21 protein-coding genes are annotated in these 23,648 nt (G+C 65.6%); 17 read left to right on the forward strand and 4 right to left on the reverse strand.

Annotated elements, in window-relative coordinates:
* The first annotated feature begins 14 nt into the window (after window positions 1-14).
* The 15 genes from BMI86_RS18365 to recN all read left to right on the forward strand — a co-directional run bounded on the left by BMI86_RS18365 (window position 15) and on the right by recN (window position 17,169).
* Window positions 15-449, forward strand: a complete 435-nt coding sequence (locus tag BMI86_RS18365) for a cyclophilin-like fold protein (protein ID WP_246831767.1) — start codon at window positions 15-17, stop codon at window positions 447-449.
* Between the two features lie 53 nt (window positions 450-502).
* Window positions 503-1,741, forward strand: coding sequence for an FAD-binding domain-containing protein (locus tag BMI86_RS18370; protein ID WP_246831768.1), 1,239 nt, complete (start codon window positions 503-505; stop codon window positions 1,739-1,741).
* Between the two features lie 150 nt (window positions 1,742-1,891).
* Window positions 1,892-3,058 carry a putative peptidoglycan glycosyltransferase FtsW gene (locus BMI86_RS18375; RefSeq protein WP_078542636.1) on the forward strand — a complete coding sequence of 389 codons (1,167 nt, stop codon included), beginning with the start codon at window positions 1,892-1,894 and terminating at the stop codon, window positions 3,056-3,058.
* Window positions 3,059-3,076: 18 nt separating this feature from the next.
* Entirely contained in the window at window positions 3,077-4,180 is a 1,104-nt protein-coding gene (locus tag BMI86_RS18380; protein WP_078542637.1) for a UDP-N-acetylglucosamine--N-acetylmuramyl-(pentapeptide) pyrophosphoryl-undecaprenol N-acetylglucosamine transferase, read from the forward strand.
* Window positions 4,177-5,586 (forward strand): UDP-N-acetylmuramate--L-alanine ligase, encoded by a 1,410-nt coding sequence (murC, locus tag BMI86_RS18385; protein ID WP_078542638.1) that lies wholly within the window; start codon window positions 4,177-4,179, stop codon window positions 5,584-5,586. Before BMI86_RS18380 ends, murC begins: the two co-directional genes overlap by 4 nt.
* 84 nt (window positions 5,587-5,670) lie before the next feature.
* A complete protein-coding gene (locus BMI86_RS18390) occupies window positions 5,671-6,861 on the forward strand; it encodes an APC family permease (RefSeq protein ID WP_078542639.1) in 1,191 nt (396 codons plus the stop codon).
* Complete coding sequence (locus BMI86_RS18395; RefSeq protein ID WP_078542640.1) at window positions 6,858-7,109, forward strand: DUF2484 family protein; 252 nt, start codon at window positions 6,858-6,860, stop codon at window positions 7,107-7,109. The genes BMI86_RS18390 and BMI86_RS18395 overlap by 4 nt, the downstream gene beginning before the upstream one ends.
* A 48-nt stretch (window positions 7,110-7,157) precedes the next feature.
* Window positions 7,158-8,090 (forward strand): UDP-N-acetylmuramate dehydrogenase, encoded by a 933-nt coding sequence (murB, locus tag BMI86_RS18400; protein ID WP_078542641.1) that lies wholly within the window; start codon window positions 7,158-7,160, stop codon window positions 8,088-8,090.
* Between the two features lie 66 nt (window positions 8,091-8,156).
* Window positions 8,157-9,071, forward strand: a complete 915-nt coding sequence (locus BMI86_RS18405; RefSeq protein WP_078542642.1) for a D-alanine--D-alanine ligase — start codon at window positions 8,157-8,159, stop codon at window positions 9,069-9,071.
* A complete protein-coding gene (locus BMI86_RS18410) occupies window positions 9,059-10,024 on the forward strand; it encodes a cell division protein FtsQ/DivIB (protein ID WP_078542643.1) in 966 nt (321 codons plus the stop codon). Before BMI86_RS18405 ends, BMI86_RS18410 begins: the two co-directional genes overlap by 13 nt.
* Complete coding sequence (ftsA, locus tag BMI86_RS18415) at window positions 10,021-11,346, forward strand: cell division protein FtsA (protein ID WP_078522995.1); 1,326 nt, start codon at window positions 10,021-10,023, stop codon at window positions 11,344-11,346. The genes BMI86_RS18410 and ftsA overlap by 4 nt, the downstream gene beginning before the upstream one ends.
* Before the next feature lie 269 nt (window positions 11,347-11,615).
* Window positions 11,616-13,316, forward strand: coding sequence for a cell division protein FtsZ (ftsZ, locus tag BMI86_RS18420; protein ID WP_078542644.1), 1,701 nt, complete (start codon window positions 11,616-11,618; stop codon window positions 13,314-13,316).
* Window positions 13,317-13,549: 233 nt separating this feature from the next.
* On the forward strand, window positions 13,550-14,470 hold the full coding sequence (gene lpxC, locus BMI86_RS18425; protein WP_078542645.1) for a UDP-3-O-acyl-N-acetylglucosamine deacetylase: 921 nt from the start codon (window positions 13,550-13,552) through the stop codon (window positions 14,468-14,470).
* 179 nt (window positions 14,471-14,649) lie between these two features.
* Window positions 14,650-15,498: an outer membrane protein assembly factor BamD gene (locus tag BMI86_RS18430; RefSeq protein WP_078542766.1), complete on the forward strand. Its 849-nt coding sequence runs from the start codon at window positions 14,650-14,652 to the stop codon at window positions 15,496-15,498.
* Between the two features lie 21 nt (window positions 15,499-15,519).
* Entirely contained in the window at window positions 15,520-17,169 is a 1,650-nt protein-coding gene (recN, locus tag BMI86_RS18435) for a DNA repair protein RecN (RefSeq protein ID WP_078542646.1), read from the forward strand.
* On the opposite strand, the gene BMI86_RS18440 is transcribed toward recN, so the two are convergent.
* The 4 genes from BMI86_RS18440 to BMI86_RS18455 are packed head-to-tail and all read right to left on the reverse strand — an operon-like array spanning window position 17,166 to window position 20,815.
* Complete coding sequence (locus BMI86_RS18440) at window positions 17,166-17,990, reverse strand: glycosyltransferase domain-containing protein (RefSeq protein WP_168173894.1); 825 nt, start codon at window positions 17,988-17,990, stop codon at window positions 17,166-17,168. The two genes, recN and BMI86_RS18440, sit on opposite strands and share 4 nt — an antisense overlap.
* Window positions 17,991-18,024: 34 nt before the next feature.
* Window positions 18,025-19,041: a hypothetical protein gene (locus tag BMI86_RS18445; protein ID WP_143594869.1), complete on the reverse strand. Its 1,017-nt coding sequence runs from the start codon at window positions 19,039-19,041 to the stop codon at window positions 18,025-18,027.
* Between the two features lie 8 nt (window positions 19,042-19,049).
* Window positions 19,050-19,442 carry an SgcJ/EcaC family oxidoreductase gene (locus BMI86_RS18450; RefSeq protein WP_078542649.1) on the reverse strand — a complete coding sequence of 131 codons (393 nt, stop codon included), beginning with the start codon at window positions 19,440-19,442 and terminating at the stop codon, window positions 19,050-19,052.
* Entirely contained in the window at window positions 19,439-20,815 is a 1,377-nt protein-coding gene (locus tag BMI86_RS18455) for an FAD-linked oxidase C-terminal domain-containing protein (protein WP_078542650.1), read from the reverse strand. Before BMI86_RS18455 ends, BMI86_RS18450 begins: the two co-directional genes overlap by 4 nt.
* Before the next feature lie 176 nt (window positions 20,816-20,991).
* On the opposite strand from BMI86_RS18455, the gene BMI86_RS18460 reads away from it, so the two are divergent.
* Window positions 20,992-22,380, forward strand: coding sequence for a bifunctional enoyl-CoA hydratase/phosphate acetyltransferase (locus tag BMI86_RS18460; RefSeq protein WP_078542651.1), 1,389 nt, complete (start codon window positions 20,992-20,994; stop codon window positions 22,378-22,380).
* Window positions 22,377-23,549 (forward strand): acetate/propionate family kinase, encoded by a 1,173-nt coding sequence (locus BMI86_RS18465; RefSeq protein ID WP_078542652.1) that lies wholly within the window; start codon window positions 22,377-22,379, stop codon window positions 23,547-23,549. Before BMI86_RS18460 ends, BMI86_RS18465 begins: the two co-directional genes overlap by 4 nt.
* Window positions 23,550-23,648: the final 99 nt, after the last annotated feature.

The raw sequence follows: 23,648 nt of genomic DNA on the forward strand, positions 1-23,648 counted from the left end.
GGAGGGCATCGGCCATGAGCTTCACGAAGTTTCTGACACCCGTCGCGGCGCTATGCATCGCCGCCAGCATGGCCTGCGCTCAGGAGACGAAAGGAGACAGCATGATCCCGATCACCGTGACCGCGGGCGAGACGGTTCTGACCGCTAAGCTCGACGACACCCCCGCCGGGCGCGATTTTGCGGCGCTCATGCCGTTGGAGCTGACCCTGCGCGACTACCACGGCATCGAGAAGATCGCCGATCTGCCGCGCAAGCTCGACACGACCGGCGCACCGCGCGCCTACGAGCCGAAGACGGGCGACATCACGCTCTATGCGCCTTGGGGCAATCTTGCGATCTTCTACAAACCCTTTGCCAACTCGCCGGGCCTCGTGCGCCTGGGCGCGTTCGACGGGTCGCTCGAGGCGCTGATGAGCAATCCGACGGTTCGGTTTGAGCGGGCGGAGTGATCGCATATCTTCCGCGCGGCGTAGTCCGGTAACCCGACCCGGAAGGAGATGCCGTGACCGCAGCCGCGCCTTTGCCATTGCCTGCCGCCACCCGCGCGGCTGGTGAGGACCGTCTGACGCGGTTCGTCCCGAAGATGGGCGCGGATTACGCGCAGGGGCGCAATTTCGATCACGGGGCGGGGCGGCACAGGGATGTCTCGCAACTGTCGCCCTATCTTCGGCGGCGTCTTGTGCTCGAGCGTGAGGCGGTGGCGCGGGCGCTTGACGCGCATGGCGCAGAGGCTGCGGAGAAATTCGTGCAGGAGGTGCTCTGGCGGGGCTATTTCAAGGGCTGGCTGGAGCACCGACCTGAGGTCTGGGCGCGCTATCGCGATGGCTTGGTACAAGACCTCGCCGCGCTGGAGGGTGCCCCCGATCTGGCCGCGCGCGTGGCCGAGGCCGAGGCGGGCCGCAGCGGGATCGCCTGTTTCGATGCGTGGGCGCGTGAGCTGCGCGAGACCGGCTATCTGCACAATCACGCCCGGATGTGGTTCGCCTCGATCTGGATTTTCACCTTGCGGCTGCCGTGGCGGATCGGCGCGGATTTCTTCTATCGCCATCTGCTCGACGGTGATCCGGCCTCGAACACGCTCAGCTGGCGCTGGGTGGCGGGGCTGCATACGCGGGGCAAGTTCTACGCCGCCGAGGCCGCAAATATCGCGCGCTATACCGGCGGGCGGTTCGCGCCCGATCCCGCGCAATTGGCGGAGGTGAGCGCGGGGTTGGAGGCGGAAGAACCCGAGGGGCTGCCCCCGGTCGCGGCGCTGCGTAGGCCGCGCGCCGCGCAGCCGGGGCTGCCCACGGCGCTGCTGATCACTGAGGAAGATTGCCGCGTCGAGGATTTCGATCTGAGCGCGTTCGATCTGCGCGGGGCCGCGACCCTCAGCGCCAGCCACCTGCGCTCGCCGCGCAAGGTGGCGCCGCATGTCGCGCGGTTCGAGTGCGACGCGCTTGCCGATGCGGCTGAGCGCGCCGGGGTGCCGGAGGTTCAGCGCCTGAAGGCCGGCGACCCGTCCGCGCTGCTAGATTGGGCGCAAAGTCTCGGCGCGCAGCAGATCGTGACGCCTTATATTCCGACCGGGCCGCTCGGCGATTGGCGCGAGAGTGCGGAGGCGGCGCTGGGCGAGCATGACATCGCGCTGTGCGAGCTGACGCGCGAGTGGGATCGCGTGATCTGGCCCCATGCCGCGGCCGGGTTCTTCAAGGTCAAAAAGAAGCTCCCTCAAATCCTTGCAGAGCTTGGCCTGGCCTGACGGCAGGGGGAATTGCGCGCGCCCTTGCCGATCATCGCCGAGTGATCGCGCCTCTTCGGAATTTTCCTAGTCATCTCAAAGCTTTTGGGCTACGATTCCGATCAGACCCGGAAAACGGGCGTATTCGAGGCAGTAACGGCAGTATAGCCCATGACAGAAATGGCATTCGGCACCGTCCCAGTGCGGGCCGGTGAACCCGTCTTACCGAAATGGTGGCGCACGATCGACAAATGGGCGCTCGGCGCCGTTTTGGCGTTGTTCGGCCTTGGCATGTTGCTGGGGCTCGCCGCCTCGGTACCGCTGGCAGAGCGCAACGGCCTTGAGCCTTTCTATTACGTCAAACGACAGGCCTTCTTCGGGGTGGTGGCGCTGGGCGTGATGCTGGGCATCTCGATGCTCGACCCGAAGCAGGTGCGCAGGCTGGGCGTGATCGGCTTCGTCGGCGCCTTCGTCGCGGTGATGCTGCTGCCGGTGCTGGGCACCGATTTCGGCAAGGGCGCGGTGCGGTGGTATTCCTTCGGTTTCGCATCGATCCAGCCGTCCGAATTCCTAAAGCCCGGTTTCGTTGTCATCTCCGGCTGGTTCATGGCCGCAGCCCATGACGTCGGGGGCCCCAAGGGGCGGCTCTATTCCTTCCTGCTGATGGTCATCATCGTGGTGGCGCTCGCGCTGCAACCCGATTTCGGGCAGGCCTCGCTGGTGCTGTTCGCCTGGTCGGTGATGTATTTCATCTCGGGCGCGCCGATTGCGCTGCTGACAGGGATCGGGGCGCTGACCGTCGCGGGGGGCTTCTTCGCCTATAACTTCTCGGAACACTTCGCGCGCCGGATCAACGGCTTCCTCTCGACGGATGTCGATCCGCGCACCCAGATCGGCTACGCGACCAACGCCATCCAAGAGGGCGGGTTCTTCGGCGTGGGCGTGGGGCAGGGCTCTGTCAAATGGTCGCTGCCCGATGCGCATACCGACTTCATCATCGCCGTCGCGGCCGAAGAATACGGCCTGATCCTCGTCCTCGTGATCATCGCGCTTTATGCGACCGTGGTGATCCGGTCGCTGCTGCGCCTGATGCGCGAGCGCGATCCCTTCACCCGGCTCGCGGGCTCCGGTCTGGCCTGCGCCTTCGGCGTTCAGGCGATCATCAATATGGGCGTCGCGGTGCGTCTTCTGCCCGCGAAAGGCATGACTTTGCCGTTCGTCAGCTACGGGGGCTCTTCGGTCATTGCTTCGGGGATTGCGGTGGGTATGTTGCTCGCGCTGACTCGGACCCGGCCGCAGGGACAGATTTCGGATATTCTCGCCCGACGCGGTCGCTAAAACCCTCAGGAGGGGGACATGGCCAAGGACACGACCCCGCTACTGCTGATCGCCGCTGGCGGCACCGGCGGGCATATGTTCCCCGCGCAGGCGCTGGCCGAGGCGATGGTGCGCCGGGGCTGGCGCGTGAAGCTGTCCACGGATGCGCGCGGGGCGCGCTACGCGGGCGGCTTTCCCCATACGGTGACGGTGGAGCAGATCGCCTCGGCGACATTCGCGCGCGGTGGCGCGCTGGGCAAGCTGGGCGTGCCCTTCAAGATCGCGGGCGGCGTGGCTTCGGCGATCCGCAAGAACCTGTCGGACAAGCCGACGGTGGTGGTGGGTTTCGGCGGCTATCCGACGATCCCGGCGCTGTCCTCGGCGGTGTTCCTGGGCATCCCCCGCGCCATTCACGAACAGAACGGCATCATGGGCAAGGTGAACCGCGTCTTCGCCAAGAAGGTGAACCGCTTCGCCTGCGGCACATGGCCGACCGATCTGCCCGAGGGCGTGCAGGGCGAGCATACGGGTAACCCGGTGCGCGCCTCGGTGCTTGAGCGTGCGGGCGCGGCCTATATCCCGCCGGGCGACTACCCGATGTCGGTCCTCGTGATCGGCGGCTCGCAGGGCGCGCGCATCCTGTCGGACACGGTTCCGGCGGCAGTGGCGAGCCTTCCCGAAGCCGCCCGTGCCAATCTGCGCGTCTCCCATCAGGCGCGCCCCGAAGACCTCGACCGGGTCGTGGCCGCCTATGACGCCGCAGGCATCAGCGCCGAGGTCGAACCCTTCTTCAACGATGTGCCGCGCCGTCTCAGCGAATGTCAGCTGGTAATCTCGCGCGCTGGTGCGTCCTCGGTCGCGGATATCTCCGTCATCGGACGGCCCGCGATCCTGATCCCCTATGCCGCCGCCGCTGGCGATCACCAAGCGGCCAATGCGCGCGGTCTTGCAAAGACCGGCGGCGCGATCACCATCCCCGAAAGCCAGCTCTCGGCAGAGAGCCTCGCGGATCAAATTTCACTGGTGCTGGACAACCCCGAGGGCGCGCTGCAGATGTCGCGCGCGGCTCTCTCCTACGGGGTGCCGGACGCCACCGAGCGGCTCGTCGCCCTCGTCGAAGACCTAGCAGGAAAGACTCAATGAACGCGACCAAACTGCCCGGAGAACTCGGCCCCATCCATTTCGTCGGTATCGGCGGCATCGGCATGTCCGGCATCGCCGAAGTGCTGATGACCCAAGGGTTCACGGTTCAGGGCTCGGATGCGAAATCCTCCAAGATAACCGACCGTCTGGCCACGCTGGGCGCGACCATTTTCGAGGGCCAGCGCGCCGAGAATATCGGTGAAGCGGGCGTCGTGGTGATCTCCACCGCGATCAAACCGGGCAATCCCGAGCTGGAAGAAGCACGCCGTCGCGGTCTTCCGGTCGTGCGCCGCGCCGAGATGCTGGCCGAGCTGATGCGCCTGAAATCGAACATCGCGATCGGCGGCACCCACGGCAAGACCACGACCACGACGATGGTCGCGACGCTACTCGACAAGGGCAATTTCGACCCAACCGTGATCAATGGCGGGATCATCCACGCCTATGGCTCGAACGCGCGCGCAGGCGCGGGCGAGTGGATGGTGGTGGAGGCCGACGAGAGCGACGGCTCCTTCAATCGTCTGCCCGCGACGATCGCCATCGTGACCAATATCGACCCTGAGCATATGGAGCATTGGGGCTCTTTCGACGCGCTGCGCAAAGGGTTTTACGATTTCGTCTCGAACATCCCGTTCTACGGGTTGGCTGTCTGCTGCACCGATCACCCGGAGGTGCAGACGCTGGTCGGCAAGCTCAACGACCGCCGCGTCGTGACTTTCGGCTTCAACGCGCAGGCCGATATCCGTGCGATCAACCTGCATTACGATGCGGGCGTTGCGCATTTCGACATCGCGCTGCAGGGCGAAGAGGGCAAGCCGGTGATCGAGGGCTGCACCCTGCCGATGCCGGGCGATCATAACGTCTCGAACGCGCTGGCCGCCGTCGCGGTGGCGCGCCACCTCGGGATGAAGATGGGCGAGATCAAGGAAGCTCTGGCGAGCTTCGGCGGCGTCAACCGGCGCTTCACCAAGGTCGGCGACGTGCTGGGCGGGGTCACGATCATCGACGATTACGGCCACCATCCCGTCGAGATCGCCGCCGTGCTGAAAGCCGCGCGTCAGGCGGTGAAGCCCGGTGCGCGTGTGATCGCGGTCCACCAGCCGCACCGCTATTCGCGCCTGCATTCGCTGTTCGACGATTTCTGCACCTGTTTCAACGAGGCCGATGTGGTCGCCATCGCCGAGGTCTTCTCGGCGGGCGAGGAGCCGATCGAGGGCGCCACGCGCGACGATCTGGTCGCCGGGCTGATCGCGCATGGTCACCGTCATGCTCGTGCCATTTTGTCGGAAGATGATCTGGCTCGGCTGGTGCGTGAACAGGCGCGTCCCGGCGATATCGTCGTCTGCCTCGGGGCGGGGACGATCTCGACCTGGGCGAACAACCTGCCTGCGAAGCTGGGGGGCTGAGCAGGCGCCGGGGCGACCCGGCACGACATCAAGAAGGTTTGCGGCGCTGCCACGTCGTCTTATGTGGGCAAGAAGGGCCGCGTCATGCGTGACGAGACGCATCTGAAACGCCGATTGGGTCCGTGGCTGATGACCGGCTACGGGGTCGGCGTCATGGTCGGTGCGGGCATCTATGTGCTGGTCGGCGCGGTTGCCGCGCAGGCTGGCATCTGGGCGCCGCTGGCCTTCGTGCTGGCGGGGCTGATCGCGGCGCCCTCCGCGCTCTCCTATGCCGAACTGTCCTCGCGCATCCCCGAAGCTGCCGGAGAGGCGGCCTATGTCGAGGAAGGCCTGCGCAGCCATGCGCTGGCGCTGATCGTGGGACTTGGGATCGTGGTCGCAGGCACGGTGTCGGCGGCGGCGGTGCTCCGCGGCGGAGCTGGCTATCTGACACTGCTGGTGCCGTTACCAGTCGAGGGCGTGATGATCGCCTTTGGGCTGGTGCTAATCGGCGTCGCCTGCCTCGGCGTTCTGGAATCCGTGGGCCTCGCCGTGGCGCTGACGCTGGTCGAGGTGGTCGGGCTCGCGCTGGTGATCTGGGCGGGGGTCTCTGCCGATCCGAGCCCCGATCTCACGCCGGTGCCCGCGCCGCATTGGGCCGGGATCGCGGCGGCCGCATCGCTCGCTTTCTTCGCCTTCATCGGTTTCGAGGATATGGTGAACATGTCCGAGGAGATGCGCGACCCGATCCGCGACATGCCGCGTGCGATCCTCGCCGCGCTCGGGATCACCGCGATCCTCTATCTGACCGTAAGCTACGCTGCCGTGCGCGCGGTGCCGCTGGCCGATCTCGCCCGCTCCGAGCAGCCGCTGGCGCTGGTCTGGCAATCGGCGGGACATGCGCCCGGTATCCTCGCTGCGATCGCGGTGGCGGCGGCGCTGAACGGGGTGCTCGCGCAGGTGGTGATGGCGGCGCGCGTGCTGTTCGGTCTGGGTCGCCGCAGCCCCGCGCTGTCCGTTTTTCATCAGGCGCATCCGCGCTTTGGCACGCCGGTCCTCGCGACTCTTCTTTGCGGTGTGGCGATGATTGCGCTTGCGCTCGCTGCCCCGGTCGAGCAATTGGCCGGTATCACTTCGAAGGTGCTCCTTGGCGTCTTCCTTCTCGTTAACCTGTCGCTCGTCGCGCTGAAAAGCCGGTCCGACTATGCGCCGTTCAAGGTGCCTATGGCCGTTCCGGTCGTGGGCGCATTGGTCGCCGGAGCGGCCCTGATCGCAGCCCTGGGAGGTTTCTCATGACCGTCTCGATCGTTCTTGCCTGTGTCTGGGCGCTCATTGCCACGCTGATCGCGATGGGACCGAGGCGGTTCCACTGGCCGGGCGCGTGGGGGCTGATCGCGGTGGGCGTGCCGCTGGTGGGCTGGGTGACTTATCAGAACGGCCCGATCATGGGGCTGCTGGTGCTGGCGGGCGGCATGTCAGTGCTGCGCTGGCCGGTCATTTTCCTTGTCCGTGCGCTGCGGGGTACGCGTGACCCCGCTGAATGAGATCGGGATCGCTTGCCTCGCCCTGCGCGCGCGGCTACGAGATGCGCCATGACTGATTGTCCTTCGACCTATACCCCGCGCGGCGCGCTGACGCCGAACCGTCCGCTCGACTCTCTGACCTGGCTGCGCGTGGGCGGCCCGGCAGACTGGCTGTTCCAGCCTGCCGACGAGGAAGACCTTGCAGAGTTCCTGAAAGGGCTGCCCGAGGAGATCGCGGTCTTCCCGATGGGCGTAGGTTCAAACCTGATCGTGCGCGACGGTGGTCTGCGCGCGGTGGTGATCCGCATGGGGCGGGGCTTCAACGGCATCGCCTGCGAGGGCGACACGGTCACCGCGGGCGCTGCGGCGCTGGATGCCCATGTCGCGCGCAAGGCCGCGCAGGCGGGGCTCGACCTGACTTTCCTGCGCACGATCCCCGGCGCGATCGGCGGGGCGGTGCGGATGAATGCGGGCTGCTATGGCAGCTATGTTGCCGATCACCTGATCGAGGCGCGCGCGATCACGCGGGCAGGGGAGCGGGTCATGCTCACGCCCGAGGATTTGAACTTCGCCTACCGTCAGAGCGATTTGCCCGAAGGCTGGGTGCTGACCGGCGCCACCTTCCGGGCGCAACCCGGCGACCCGGAGGCGCTCGAGACGCATATGGCCGAGCAACTGGCCAAGCGCGACGCGACCCAGCCCACCAAGGAACGCACCGCCGGATCGACCTTCCGCAACCCGGCGGGCTTTTCCTCGACGGGCCGGGCCGATGACACGCATGAATTGAAGGCGTGGAAGGTCATCGACGACGCCGGAATGCGCGGCGCGCGCATCGGCGGCGCGCAAATGTCGGAAAAACACAGCAACTTTATGATCAACACTGGCGGGGCGACCGCGGCCGATCTCGAAAATCTCGGGGAAGAGGTGCGCAAAAAGGTTGTGCAATCGAGCGGAATTTCGCTAGAGTGGGAAATCATGCGTGTAGGAGAATTCGAGGCGTAAGACCTCCACCCTGCAACGCAATTACCGGACGGGGGTCAACCCCCGCATGAGGCGAAAGTAGCGGGTATGTCGAGCAGGGCATCCCACCGTGTGGCGGTTCTTCTGGGCGGCCCTTCTGCTGAGCGGGAGGTGTCTCTGTCCTCGGGGCGCGAATGCGCCAAGGCGTTGCGCACGGCGGGTTTCGAAGTGATCGAGATCGACGCGGGAGAGGATCTTCCGCAACGGCTGAGTGATGCCGCGCCCGATTGCGTTTTCAATGCTTTGCATGGTCGCTGGGGCGAGGATGGCTGCGTTCAGGGCATGCTCGAATGGCTCCGTATTCCTTATACGCACTCCGGTGTGCTGGCCTCGGCGCTCGCTATGGACAAGGCCCGCGCCAAGCAGGTCTATGCCGCGGCGAACCTGCCCATCGTGCAATCCGTGATCGCGACCAAGGACGACGTGATGGCGCGGCATGTGCTGCCCGCGCCCTACGTCGTGAAGCCGAACAACGAGGGCTCGTCGGTCGGCGTCTATCTGGTGATGGACGGCGCGAACTCCCCGCCGCAGCTGTCGGCCGAGATGCCCGAAGAGGTGATGGTCGAGACCTACGCCCCGGGCCGTGAATTGACCGTCTCCGTGATGGGCGAGCGCGCGCTTTGCGTGACCGAGATCATAACCGAGGGCTGGTACGACTATGACGCGAAATACCGCCCCGGCGGCTCGCGCCACGTTCTGCCCGCCGAAATCCCCGTCGAGATCACCGAAGCCTGCCTCGATTACGCGGTCCGCGCGCATCAGGTTCTGGGCTGCCGGGGGCTCTCGCGCACCGATTTCCGCTGGGACGAGGGCAGGGGGCTCGCTGGTCTGGTGCTGCTGGAAACCAACACTCAGCCCGGCATGACGCCCACCTCGCTGTCGCCCGAACAGGCCGCGCATTGCGGCATCGACTTCCCGGAGCTCTGCGCCTGGTTGGTGGAGGACGCCTCATGCGGCCGCTGAACGGTGCCCCGCCGCGCGAAGCCCCCGGGCATCGCCAAGGCCCTTCGGGTGGCATGGCCCCTCGCGTTTACCAACGCTCCAAACGTCCCGCCCGCCGCGATCCCGCGCCGTCGCGGCTTGCTTTCAAACTCGAACGGCTGTGGCTCACGCCCGCCGTGCGCGCCTTCACCCGGATCGGCGTGCCGATTGTTCTGATCGTCGCAGGTCTCGGCCTGTGGCTGGGCGATCCGGGCCGCCGCGCCGAGCTGGTCGCGCAGGTGCAGGATGTGAAGGACGCGATCGAGCATCGCCCCGAATTCATGGTCAAGCTGCTCAAGATCGAAGGCGCGAGCCCCGAGGTCGCCCATGCCGTGCGCGCGATGCTGCCGGTGGGGCTGCCCGCGTCGAGCTTCGACATCGACCTCGACGCCTATCGCGACACGATCCGCCGCCTCGATGCGGTGGCGGACGCGCGGCTGGTGATCCGTCCGGGCGGTGTGCTCGAAGCCGACGTGACCGAGCGCGTCCCCGCGATTCTCTGGCGCCAGCCGGGCGGTCTCGAGATGCTCGACGCGTCGGGCCACCGGGTGGCTACGCTGATTTCGCGCGAAGCGCGTCCCGATCTGCCGGTGATTTCCGGCATGGGCGCGGATAAGGCGGTGCCCGAGGCGCTGGAAATCATTGCCGATGCCGGTCCGCTTCTGCCGCGTCTGCGCGGGCTGGAGCGACTGGGCGAGCGGCGCTGGGATCTCGTGCTGGATCACGATCAGCGCATCATGCTGCCCGAGACAGATCCCGTCGCCGCACTCGACCGCATCCTCGCGCTTAATACCGCCGAGGATCTGCTCGCCCGCGATTTCACCGTGATTGATTTTCGAAACAAGGACCGTCCGACGATCCGGCTCAGCGATAACGCGCTCGCCGAATTCCGCCGGGTGCAGTCTGACATTCTCAAAGCGAGGGCCACGCAATGACCGATCTCTACGAGTTCCAGCGCGCAATGCGCAACATGCGTAAGGCAGCGATGCAACGGGGTGTGATCGCGCTTCTCGATATCGGCAGTTCCAAGATCGCCTGCCTCGTTCTGAAATTCGACAATCCCAACGGATCCGAAGACGAAGACTCGCTGGCCGGTCACGCCTCGGTTCGGGTGATCGGGGCCGCGACGACGCGTTCGCGCGGGGTGCGCTTCGGCGAGATCGACGCGATGGCAGAGACCGAACGCGCGATCCGCACCGCCGTGCAGGCCGCACAGAAGATGGCCAATACGCGCGTCGATCACGTCATCGCCTGTTTCGCGGGCGCCGAGCCGCGCTCCTATGGGCTGGCGGGCGAGATCGAGGTGCAGGGCGATCAGGTCACCGAGGTCGATGTGAGCCGCGTGCTGGCCTCCTGCGATATCCCGCCGCTCGGGGCAGGGCGCGAGGTGCTTCATGCGCAGCCGGTGAACTTCGCACTCGATCACCGCTCGGGTCTGGCCGATCCGCGGGGCCATGCGGGGCAACGCCTCGCGGTCGACATGCATCTGCTGACCGTCTCCGACACCGCGATCCAGAACCTGATCTATTGCATCCGGCGCTGCGATCTCGAACTCGCGGGTATCGCCAGCTCGGCCTATGTCTCGGGCGTCTCCAGCCTTGTCGAGGACGAGCAGGAGCTGGGCGCGGCCTGCATTGACATGGGCGGCGGCGCGACCGGCGTGTCGATCTTCATGAAGAAACACATGATCTATGCCGACGCGGTGCGGCTGGGCGGCGAGCATGTCACCCGCGACATCGCGGCGGGGCTGCGGGTGCCGATGTCGGTGGCCGAGCGGATCAAGACCTTCCACGGCGGGGTTGTCGCCACCGGCATGGACGATCGCGAGATGATCGAGCTGGGCGGCGACTCCGGCGACTGGGAGAAAGACCGCCGTCAGGTGAGCCGCGCCGAACTGATCGGAATAATGCGCCCGCGCGTCGAGGAAATCCTCGAAGACGTGCGCGCGATCCTCGATGCCGCAGGCTTCGAGCATCTGCCCTCGAAGCAGATCGTGCTGACGGGCGGGGCGAGCCAGATCCCCGGTCTCGACGGGCTGGCCGCGCGAATCCTCGGCCAGAATGTGCGGCTCGGACGGCCGATGCGGGTGCAGGGTCTGCCGCAGGCCGCGACCGGCTCGGGCTTCTCTTCCGTGGTGGGGCTGTCGCTTTTCGCGGCGCATCCGCAAGACGAGTGGTGGGATTTCGAGATGCCCCCCGAAACGCTGGGCGGGCGCTCGCTGCGCCGGGCCATCCGCTGGTTCCGGGATAATTGGTGAAATGTTGCAAAAGTGAAAATCGACTGATCTCAGACGCCTGTCGCGCGAAGTTCAAGTTCGCGTAGCGGCGGCGGTCTGGCCGCATCATCCACACAATATGCTGACGTCTGCGCGAAATACCGCTGGTCACGGAATCTGGAGCTCCAGATTTTGTGGTCCGAAGCGGTTTTTTACGTGACGCTGCGGCGATTCATCGCTAAAATCGGTCTAATTTCCATTGAAATCGGCCTGGGACAGGGTCGGGCAGCAACAACAGGCGGACATACCACATGGCGTTGAATTTGATGATGTCAGAGCACGAGGACCTGAAGCCCCGGATCACCGTATTCGGCGTCGGGGGCGCGGGCGGGAACGCGGTCAACAACATGATCGAGCAGCAGCTTGAGGGCGTGGAATTCGTGGTCGCGAATACCGACGCGCAGGCGCTGCAGCAGTCCAAGTCGCAGGCCCGGGTCCAGATGGGCACCAAGGTCACCGAAGGTCTGGGCGCAGGCGCCCGTCCCACCGTGGGTGCCGCGGCCGCTGAAGAAAGCATCGAGGCGATCGTCGATCACCTCGCTGGCGCGCATATGTGCTTCATCACCGCCGGCATGGGCGGCGGCACCGGCACCGGCGCGGCCCCGATCATCGCGCAGGCCGCGCGTGAGCTGGGCGTGCTGACCGTCGGCGTCGTGACCAAGCCCTTCCAGTTCGAAGGCTCCAAGCGGATGCGTCAGGCCGAGCAGGGCCTCGAAGAGCTCCAGAAGGTCGTCGACACGCTGATCATCATTCCGAACCAGAACCTGTTCCGTCTGGCCAACGAGAAGACCACCTTCACCGAAGCCTTCTCGATGGCGGATGACGTTCTGTATCAGGGCGTGAAGGGCGTGACCGACCTGATGGTCCGTCCTGGCCTGATCAACCTCGACTTCGCCGACGTGCGCGCGGTGATGGACGAGATGGGCAAGGCGATGATGGGCACCGGCGAGGCGACGGGCGAAGATCGCGCGGTTCAGGCCGCCGAGAAGGCCATCGCGAACCCGCTCCTCGACGAGATCTCGCTGGCAGGCGCCAAGGGCGTGCTGATCAACATCACCGGCGGCTACGACCTGACGCTGTTCGAGCTCGACGAAGCGGCCAACCGCATTCGCGAAGAGGTCGATGCGGATGCCAACATCATCGTCGGCTCGACGCTGGACCCCGACATGGAAGGCGCGATGCGCGTCTCCGTGGTCGCGACCGGTATAGATGCGCTGGCCACCCCGGCGGAAGTCCCGGTGCCGCGCCGCTCGCTCGCCGAGCCGCTGAAGCCCGCGGAAACCGCTGCCGAAGCTACCATCGAGCATGCGCCCGCTCCGGCGCCGCAGCCCGCACCGGCTCCGCAGCCCGCGCCGCAACAGGCGCCGGCCGCTCAGGCTGCCCCGCAGCCCGCGCCGCAGCCGCAGCAGACCGCACAAGAGCGGACCCTGTTCGACGCGCCCGCAGCCCGCGCCACGATGGAGCAACCGCGCCAGGAAGCCGCTGACGACCTGCCGCCGCCGGCCTATCGTCCGCAGCCTGCGCCCGCGCAGGATCTGCATGTCGAAGACGGCGCGCATGACTATGTCGCACCGCGTCCGCGTCAGCCCGGCACCCCTTCGCCGGAAGCCCTGCGTCGTCTCGAGGCGGCGGTGAACAAGGCTCCGTCGAGCGCGCCCGCGCAGCGTCCGATGGCGGCGACTCGCCCGGCCGCACCGCAGCAGCCGCAACCGCAGCCGCAGGCAGAGCGTCCGCGCTTTGGCATCAATTCGCTGATCAATCGCATGACCGGCCACGGCCATGCCGAGCAGGGCCACGCGCCCCAGCAGCACGCTCCGCAGCAGCCCGCGCCGCAGCCCCAACAGCCGCGTCCGCAGACCGCTCAGCCGCGCGCCGAGGCCTATGATGACGAGCAATCCGAGGATCAGGATCGCATCGAGATCCCGGCCTTCCTGCGCCGTCAGGCGAATTAATCGGTCACAAAGGCTTCACGAAACGCCGAAAAAGGTCCGCGAGAGCGGGCCTTTTTTCATTCTATATCAGGGCTTTGTGTGCTTCTGCGCGGCCTTCCGCCAGATCACGGTCGCAATGTTTCAGGCCGTTACAAAGAGTGAATTGTTAACCCCGCCTTCTCTGACTAACTGATGCTGCGGCTCTCGGACCCGTGTGTTCGTGGATCGCCAGAGAAAAAAGTTGTGAGGTTATCGTGCAGACGACGCTTGCCAAATCCGTGGCCTTTTCCGGCGTTGGGCTCCATTCGGGCGCCCCGGTCGAGATGCATGTGCATCCGGCGCCTGCGGGCCATGGGATCGTGTTCCGTCGCACCGATGTGTCCGGCGTGAACCCGCGTGTGCCCGCTTTGTGGAGCAACGTGCCGAGCGCGACGCTCTGCACGCTGATCGAAAACGAGGACGGCGTTCAGGTCTCCACGATCGAGCACCTGATGGCGGCTCTCGTGGGCTCGGGCATCCACAATGCGCTGATCTCGCTCGACGGGCCGGAAGTGCCGATCCTCGACGGGTCTTCGGCCCAGTTCGTCGCCGCCTTCTGCGCAACCGGTCTGCGTCACCTCGCTGCCGAGTTGCGCGCGATCCGTATCCTCAAACCGGTCGAAGTACGCAACGGTAAGGCCGTTGCGCGGCTCGAGCCTGCAGCCAGCCTCGAGATCGATTTCGCGATCGACTTCACCGACGCCGCGATCGGCCGTCAGAGCAAGCGCCTCAAGATGGCCAATGGCGCCTTCGTGCGCGAGCTGATGGACAGCCGCACCTTCTGCCGCCTCGCGGATGTCGACGCGATGCGCGAGAAGGGGCTCAGCCTCGGCGGTACTTTCGAGAATGCCGTCGTCGTCGATGGCGACAAAGTTCTCAGTCCCGGCGGTCTGCGTCACGCGGACGAACCCGTGCGCCACAAGATGCTCGATGCGCTTGGCGACCTCGCGCTTGCGGGCGCGCCGATCCTCGGTCGCTATCGCGGCAACCGCGCGGGTCATGCGATGACCAACCAGCTTTTGCGGGCGTTGTTCGAGCGCCCCGATGCGTGGTGCTGGGAAACCTGTTCGCCCGCGCAGGCTTACAGCTTGCCCGGCGCTGGTGTATGTTCGGCAGCGGCACTGGCATCGGCCTGAACGCATCGCGGCCCGGTCACGGGTTCGCGGGCATCGGGAAAAGGGGCGTTAAAACCCGCAAAGGCATTTTGCGCCCCGGATTTTTCTATGCTAGGACATGCCGAACGGCCTCCGAAACGGGGTAGTGATTGACGGGTCCGGGGCCTTTCTCCGGCAACGAAAGAGGGATGGGGCAGGGCATGGCGCGCGGCAAACTGGCGGCAGCGAAACTCGGGGCTCTTGGTGTTGTTCTGGCGCTTTCCGCCTGCGGTCCTGATCCGAACAAAGCACCGAACCTCGAAAACTTCACGGCCAAGCAAATCTACGAGCGTGGCGAGTACGAGCTTGAGGTCGGCAATCCGCGCCGCCCCAATACCGCGCTGAAGTATTTCTCCGAGGTCGAGCGGCTTTACCCCTATTCGCAATGGGCCAAGCGCGCGTTGATCATGGAAGCCTATGCCCAGCATAAGGCGAAGAATTACGAAGAAGCCCGCGCCTCGGCGCAGCGATTCCTCGACACCTATCCCGGCGACGAAGACGCGGCCTATGCGCAATATCTTCTGGCGCTCAGCTATTACGATCAGATCGACGAGGTCGGCCGCGATCAGGGCCTGACCTTCCAAGCGCTGCAGGCGCTGCGCGACGTGATCGAGAAATACCCGGATTCGGAATACGCCCAGTCGGCGATCCTGAAATTCGACCTCGCCTTCGACCACCTCGCGGGCAAGGAGATGGAGATCGGGCGTTACTACCTCAAGCGCGGCAACTACACCGCGGCGATCAACCGCTTCCGCGTGGTGGTGGAGCAATTCCAAACGACGAGCCACACGCCCGAGGCGCTGGAACGTCTGGTGGAGGCCTATCTGGCACTCGGCATCACCGATCAGGCGCAGACCGCAGGCGCGATCCTCGGCCACAACTTCCAGTCCTCGCCCTTCTATCAAGACGCTTACAACCTGCTGCAAAAGCGTGGGTTGAAGCCCGAGGCGAAGGGCAACGGATGGCTGTCCAGCGTGTATCGTCAGGTGGTTCAGGGCAAGTGGCTCTGATCGGGGCCCTCATGGTCTGAAATGCTACATTCGCTGGATATCCGCGACATTCTGATTATCGAGAGGCTGGAGCTGGACTTCGGCCCCGGCCTCAATGTGCTGACCGGCGAGACGGGGGCGGGCAAGTCGATTCTGCTCGACTGTCTGGGCTTCGTGCTGGGCTGGCGTGGGCGCGCGGAGCTTGTGCGTCAGGGCGCCGATCAGGGCGAGGTGACGGCGGTGTTCGAGCTGCCCTCCGATCACCCCGCGCGCGAGGTACTGGCCGAAGCGGGCATCCCTGTCTCGGACGAGTTGATCCTGCGCCGGGTGAATGCGCGCGACGGCCGCAAGACCGCGTGGATCAACGACCGCCGGGCGTCCGGTGACGTGCTGCGGCAGGTCTCCGCCTCGCTGGTGGAGCTGCACGGTCAATCCGACGATGGCGGTCTGCTCAACGAACGCGGTCACCGGGCGCTGCTCGATGCCTTCGCGGGCCATTCCGATCTGCTGGAGGCCACCCGCACGGCGTGGAAAGCCCGCGCGGCGGCGGCGCGCAAGCTGGAGGCGGCGCGGAGTTCTCTCGCTGCGGTGAAGGAGGAAGAGGAATTCCTGCGCTATGCGGTCAAGGAATTCGACACGCTCGATCCGAAACCCGGCGAGGAAGCCGAGCTCGACAGCCAGCGCCGCCTTATGCAGGGCGCCGCGAAAATCCGCGAAGATGTGTCGCGCGCCTTTGCCGCCCTCGGCCCGGAAGGGGCGGAGGGGATGATGCGTGACGCCGATCGCTGGCTGCAAGGTGCTGCGGACCGGGCCGAGGGACGGCTCGATGCGCCGCTGGAGGCCTTGGAACGCGCCTTCCTCGAACTGGGTGAGGCCGCGCAGGGCGTCGAGACCGCGCTGGATGCGCTCGATTTCGATCCCCATGCTTTGGAGGCCTGCGAGGAGCGTCTGTTCGCGATCCGTGGCCTTGCGCGCAAACATGGTGTGCTCGCCGATGAACTGGCCGATTTCGCCGAAGGTCTGCGCGAGAAGCTGGCTGCCTTGGATGCGGGCGAGGAAGGGATCGGCGCGCTCGAGGCTGATCTCGCGAAAGCAGGCGCGACCTATGACAAGGCGGCTACTGCGCTTTCGAGGGCGCGTGCCGAGGCCGCAGGGCAGCTCGACGCCGCGATGGCGGGCGAATTGGCGCCTTTGAAGATGGATCGCGCCGTGTTCGAGACGCGGCTGTCGGAGGGCGAGCCCGGTGCCGAGGGCACCGATACCGTGCGCTTCACCGTCGCCACCAACCCCGGTGCACCGGCAGGGCCGCTCAACAAGATCGCGTCGGGCGGCGAGCTGTCACGCTTCCTGCTCGCGCTGAAAGTCGTGCTCGCGCGCGGCGCCGATACGCTGACGCTGATCTTCGACGAAATCGACCGCGGCGTGGGCGGGGCCACCGCCGATGCCGTGGGGCGCCGTCTGGCGAAACTGGCCGAGGGCGCGCAGGTCCTCGTCGTCACCCATTCCCCGCAGGTCGCCGCCCGCGGCGCCACCCATTTCCGCGTCGCCAAATCGGTCAACAACGACATGACCACTTCCGAAGTCCGCGCGCTGGCCGAAGCCGAGCGCACCGACGAAATCGCCCGCATGATCGCAGGCGCCGAAGTCACCGAAGCCGCGAAGGCGGCGGCACTGGATTTGCTGAAGGGTTAAGCCTTGCCCGTGCGCGCTCTGCGGCGTTTGGACTGACAGCATTGTAGCTGATTGCGCAGTGTCTTGCGATGCATCGAGAGATAGTAACGCGCGACCGAAAGCGCCCCGCCGGAGCGGCCGCTGAAATGCGGCATCCGGATGAAATGCGGGTTCGGGTGACGGAAGGACCAATCCCACCGGTGGACCGATAGATCGACCTTTTGCAGTACCCACGGCAAGGCCAGCTGATCGCGCTTCGAGTTGTGACGATATTCCTCCCACCAGAGTTGCATCGCCGGCGCGAGATTGGTGGCGCGATGGTTGCGGAAGATGATGCTGTTTTCGGAGAGCGGCACGCCGCACCCGGTCGGCATTTCCCCGCGATACCGGTTTAGCTGCGCAAGCATCGCAGCCTTTTCCTCGGGCGAGAAGCGGGGGGAGTCGCACAGTTCGGTGCATTCCTCGTCAATGGTGGACCGCGTCGGGTGTTTGAACAGCCCGATCGCGGCATGCGAGGCGATGAATTCGTCGCGCAAGGCCTTGAGGTTGCCGATGATCCGAATGTTCCCGTCGAGATAGACTGAATAGTCGTGGTCGGGGAAAATCTCATGCGCGAACATCTTGCACCAGCGGTTCGCATCGCCCGAGGGCAGGTCACGGGCCGGTTCGGGAAGCGATCGGACGGTCCAGCCACGCGCCTTGGGCATGGGGGTGTTGGACAGCAGAATATAGTCGACGTCCGGATCGGACTGGCGCGGAGGCAGGGGTAAGTCGTAATCGTCGATTATGGCTGTATAGACGACAACCCTTGGCCGATCTGAAGAGGATGAACTGGGGGTCATGATGTCATTCCCCTTATCCATAGCGCCACTCGGCTCAAAGTGAAAACACGCTCCCGCGCGCGATTTTCACGAGTTCTCTGAATCTTTCAGCAATGGCGGGGGCGGAAACACGCGCGGCCATCGTCTGTGTTGCGCTCAGGGCCTGTGTCCAAGCTGGCCCGCCGAATTCCGTTGTCATCTTCTCGAACGCGGCTTCTACCGCCGTGTCGCTGTCGTCTTCGGTGAAATAGGGATAGTCCGCGCCAAGCAGCGCTTCCGCGTCGGGCACCGAGCGGTTCACCAGCGGAACGGCTCCGCAGGCGGCGGTGATCATCCCCTTGGTGAATGGTTTCGTCACGCGGCCGCCTTGCGCGTCGGGGCGGACGCAGTAATGCGCGCTGTAATCTCCAAGCGCTTCGAATGTGGCGACGAAATCTTCGGCATGGGCCGCGTTGAGCACGTCGATCTTGTCTCGCAGCGCCTCGCTCATTTGGCAGTTCAGCGGGTCGCCGAAATAGACCATGCGGAATGTGTCCTGCTGCGCGCACACAGCCTGATTGGCAAGGCGGATGTCTGGGCCATGCAGGATTGTGTGGACTTTGGACGAAAAGCGGGGACCGCCGGCGTTCCGCTCAGCGATAAGGTCGTGCAGCTGACGCTCGGATTGGTACGAGCTTGCGATATGCAGATCGGCTGCGGGCGACAGAAGTCGGTCGAGATCGCCATCGACATAGTCGGCGCAAATCGTCCCGCCGCGTTTCTTCAGGCTCGCGGCGACCTCGGGGCGCAGCACGGGCAGGGCGCTTTTCGTGACGAAGAAGATCGCGTCTTCAGGTTGGCGTGCAGCCCAGAGACGGCGCGCGATCTTGCCCCAAAGCTTCGACTTGCGCGGCGCGAGGGAAATGGAGAGATCGATCTCGTCGCCAAGCTCGGGCGAAATCAGTTCAATCAGCTGATGGGCGCGCATGAAGGTGCTGCCCAGCGAGAGGTGCCGGTCGCTGCAAACGAAGACGATTCTTGGTCTGATTTCTCCCATGTCGCAACCATAGGTTAAGCGGCTGGGAGCCGCCATACGGCGTCTTACCCCGCCTCCACCACGAATTGCGCGGCGACGATTTCCCAGCCCGCTGGCGTCAGCCCGAGCGTTGCGGCCAGCGTGCAGCCGATCCGGCCCGCATCCGCGCCGTTTTCGGTGATGATCCCGGTCAGGACGAAGCGTTGGAGGACGACCGCGGCCTCGGCGCCGACGGCGCGCGATTTGGCCTTGCCGGTCACCAGCCGCGCGCGCGAGAAGGCGCCGGCGAGTTCGCCTGCGAACAGTTCCGCAATTTGGGTGCGGCCCGAGGCAATCCCGCCGGTGAGCGAGATGAAATCGGCATCTTCCGCGAAGAAGCCCGCAAGCGCCTGCGCATCGCGCGCGCCCCAGGCTTTCGCAAAGGCGCGCGGCAGCGCGTCCGGGGTTTCGAAGCTCATTCGTCCTGCTCCACCAGTTTGCCGGGATTGAGAATGTTCTGCGGGTCGAGCGCGCGCTTGATCTGGCCCATCACGTCCCAGCCCGCGCCATGCTCGCCACGCATATAGCCCATCTTGCCCATGCCGATGCCGTGTTCGCCAGTGACGGTGCCCTGCATCTCCAGCGCGCGTTCGGCCATCTTCGCGGCCACCTGCTTGGCGCGCTTGAACTCCTCTTTATCCTCGGGATCGAGCAGCAGGACCGAGTGGAAATTCCCGTCGCCGACATGGCCCACAACGGGGCCGATCAGCCCGGCTTCGAGGATGTCATGCTTCGTCGCGGCCACGGCCTCGGCCAGTCGCGAGATCGGCACGCATATATCGGTCACCAGCCCCATGCAGCCGGGGCGATGCGCGATCGTGGCGGGGTAGGCGCCGTGGCGCATCTTCCACAGCTTGTTGCGGTCCTCGGTCGTCGTCGCCCATTGGAAATCGGCGCCGCCCATCTCGGCCACGACTTCGCCGAACCGCTCGGAGGCTTCGGCCACGCCGCTTTCCGAGCCGTGAAACTCGATCATCAGATGCGGTTTCGCGGGGAAGTTGGTGCCGTTGGCCTCGTTGAAGATCTGCGCGGTAAGGTCGTCGACGAATTCGATGCGGGCCATCGGGATGCCCATCTGGATCGTCATCTGCACCGTCTCGACCGCTGCTTCCAGCGTATCGAAAGCACAGACCGCCGACGAGATTGCCTCGGGCTGGCCATGGAGGCGCAGCGTCAGTTCGGTGATGATCCCGAGCGTGCCTTCCGAGCCGACCATCAGCGCGGTCAGATCGTAGCCTGCCGAGGATTTCTTCGCGCGGCTTCCGGTGCGGATGATGCGACCGTCGGCCAGTACCACTTCCAGCGCCGCCACATTGTCGCGCATCGAGCCATAGCCGACCGTCGTCGTGCCCGAGGCCCGGGTCGCGGCCATCCCGCCCAGCGAGGCATTCGCGCCCGGATCGACCGGGAAGAACAGCCCCGTCGCGCGCAGGTCTTCGTTGAGCGCCTCGCGGGTCACGCCGGGCTGGACGCGCACCTGCATGTCCTCGGCCAGAACGTCGACCACGCGGTCCATCTTCATCAGATCGAGGCTGATCCCGCCGCGCACCGGCACGGCATGGCCCTCCAGCGAGGTGCCCGTGCCGTAAGGCGTGATCGGCACGTCTTGGGCGGCGCAGATTTTCACGATCGCGCTGACTTCCTCGGCGCTGATCGGATAGGCCACCGCATCGGGCGGCGCGAAAGCGAACCAGGTCTCGTTGCGGCCATGCTGGTCGCGCGCGCCTTTTGAGGTGTCGAGCCGGTCGCCCAGCAAAGTTTCGAGTTCCGCCAGCGCCTCTGCCAATGCCATGCACGCCTCCCATTTTTGCTGCCCAAGCTTTAGGCTCAGCCGCGCGCGAGTGAAAGGGTTCCTGCGGTTTGTCGGCGGTTTTTGTCTCGGATCAAGGATTTGTCGCGAATCTCTGCCTAGCTAGCAGCGCGCAGGTCCGGCAGACTTGCGTAGCAGGCAAAAAGAAGGAGCGCGCCATGATGTTCGAGAGCCGGAAATGGGACGAGATCGAGGTCGGTCAATCGGCGGAGTTGAAGCGGCTGTGCACGGCCGATGATTTCTACGTCTTCGCGGCGGCCTCGGGCAATCACAACCCGGTTCATCTGGAGGCCGAGGACGGCGATGGCGACGGCCAGAAGGAGGCCTACGCGCCGGGCATGTTCGTGGCCTCTCTGATCACCGCCGTGCTGGGCAATCTGCTGCCGGGTCCGGGGACGCTCTATCGCTCGCAAAGCCTGCGTTTCCACGATCTCGCGGCTGCCGGGCAGGAGCTCTGCGCCCGCGTCGAGGTGCTCGAGAAGCTGCCCGGCGATCTTCTGCGGATGAAGACGGAAGTGCGCCGCGTGGGCGATGACGCGCTGATCGTCGAGGGCGAGGCCGAGGTTCACGCTCCGCAGAAACATCTGAAATTCGATGCGCTCGAAGTGCCGGGCCTAATCTCGCAGCGCCACCGCCATTTCGAGAAACTGCTGGAGAAGGCCGAGCCGCTGCCCGATCTGGTCACTGCCGTCGTCTGCCCCGAAGAGCCGGTGTCGCTCGACGGTGCGCTCCTCGCCGCCGAACATCACCTGATCGAGCCGCTGCTGATCGGCCATCCCGAAAAGATCATGTCGGTCGCGAAGGAGCTCGGCCGCGACGTGACCAAGTTCGAGATTCTGCCCGCCGAGACCGCCCGCGATGCCGCGCGCATGGCGGTGCAACTGGTCAATGAGGGGCGCGCCGGCGCAGTGATGAAGGGCCACCTACATACCGATGCGCTCTTGAAGCCGATGCTCGACAAGGCGACGGGGCTGCGGGTCGGCAAACGCTTCACCCATGTCTTCGTGATGGATGTGCCCGGCGTCGTGCATCCGCTGATCGTGACGGACGCCGCGATCAACATCGCGCCCGATCTCGAGACCAAGGTGCATATCGTGCAAAACGCGATCGACGTGGCGATCTCGATCGGGATCGAGGTGCCGAAAGTCGGCGTGCTGTCGGCGGTCGAGACCGTGACGCCCGCGATCCCGTCGTCCCTCGATGCGGCGCTGTTGTCGAAGATGGCAGAGCGCGGGCAGATCACCGGGGGCGAGGTCGATGGGCCGCTGGCGATGGACAATGCCGTCGATCTGGCTGCCGCGCGGACCAAGGGTATCCGTTCGGCGGTCGCGGGCCGGGCCGAGGTGCTGGTAGCACCCGGCATCGATTCCGCGAATATGCTCGCCAAGCAGCTCGCCTATATCTCCCACGCGGAAGGGGCGGGGCTGATGCTGGGCGCGAAAGTGCCGGTGATCCTGAACTCGCGCTCCGATAGCGGGATGGCACGGCTGGCCTCGGCCGCCGTGGCCTCGATCCACTACCACCGCACCCTCGGAGAGCGCGCATGAGCACCCGCGCGATCCTGACGCTGAATTCCGGCTCGTCCTCGCTGAAACTTGGGCTGTTTTCGGAAGATCTCGAGACGCTCGCACTTGGACATGTCGACCGGATCGGGCGGCGCGAGGCAGCGATGAAACTCAGCGGCCCCGATGGCGCGCCGCTACCGCTGCCCGCCTCCGCCCCGGACGATTTCGCGACCAATGCGGCGGCGCTCCACACCGCGCTTGCGGCCTTTCAGGCCGCCTTTCCGGGGCTGGAAGTGATCGCGGTCGGCCACCGGATCGTGCATGGCGGGATCGACCATGCCGCCCCCGAGCCCCTGTCCGAACCGCTGATGAAGGAGCTGGCCAAGCTCGCTCCCTTCGCGCCGCTGCACCAGCCGCATAACCTCGCCGGTGTCCGCGCGGCGGTCGATACCTTCCCCGGCACGCCGCAGGTCGCCTGCTACGACACGGCCTTTCATCGCGGCCATCCCTTCGTCAGCGACACCTTCGCCCTGCCGCGCCGCTATTACGAGAAGGGCGTGCGCCGCTACGGCTTTCATGGGCTGAGCTATGATTTCATCAATGGCGAGCTGACCCGCACCGAGCCCGACTTGCATAAGGGCCGGATGATCGTCGCGCATTTAGGCTCGGGCGCGTCGATGTGCGCGATCGAGAATGGCCAGTCGGTCACCTCGACGATGGGGTTCTCCGCGCTCGAAGGGCTGCCGATGGGCACGCGTCCGGGCGAGCTCGATCCCGGCATCCTGCTCTACATGATGGATCAGGAGGGGATGAGCGCGTCCGAAATCTCGACGCTGCTCTACAAGGAATCCGGGCTTCTGGGCATGTCCGGCATCTCCAACGATATGCGCACGCTGGAAGGATCAAGCGACCCCAAAGCGAAAGAAGCGATCGACTATTTCTGCTTCCGCATCAAACGCCAGATCGGCGCGATGGCGGCGGCGATGGGCGGCTTGGACGGGATCGTCTTCACCGGCGGGATCGGAGAGAACTCGGCCCGCGTGCGCGCGCAGGCCTGCGACGGTCTGGGCTTCCTCGGGATCGAAGTTGACGCCGAGGCCAATACTGAGAATGCGCGCGAGATCGGGGCGGGCGCGGTTCGGGTGCTCGTGATCCCGACCAATGAGGAAATCGTCATCGCGCGGGCGGCAAAGGCCGTGCTCGACCTGTAAACGCCGGCGCATGCGGCTCCTGCGGGACGCTCCGCGGGGGATATTTACGCCAATACGAAAGAGGGCGCCCTGTTTTCGGCTTGGCAGAAATATCCCCGC

This window comes from Thioclava sp. DLFJ5-1, from assembly GCF_002020115.1.
Lineage (GTDB): Bacteria > Pseudomonadota > Alphaproteobacteria > Rhodobacterales > Rhodobacteraceae > Thioclava > Thioclava sediminum.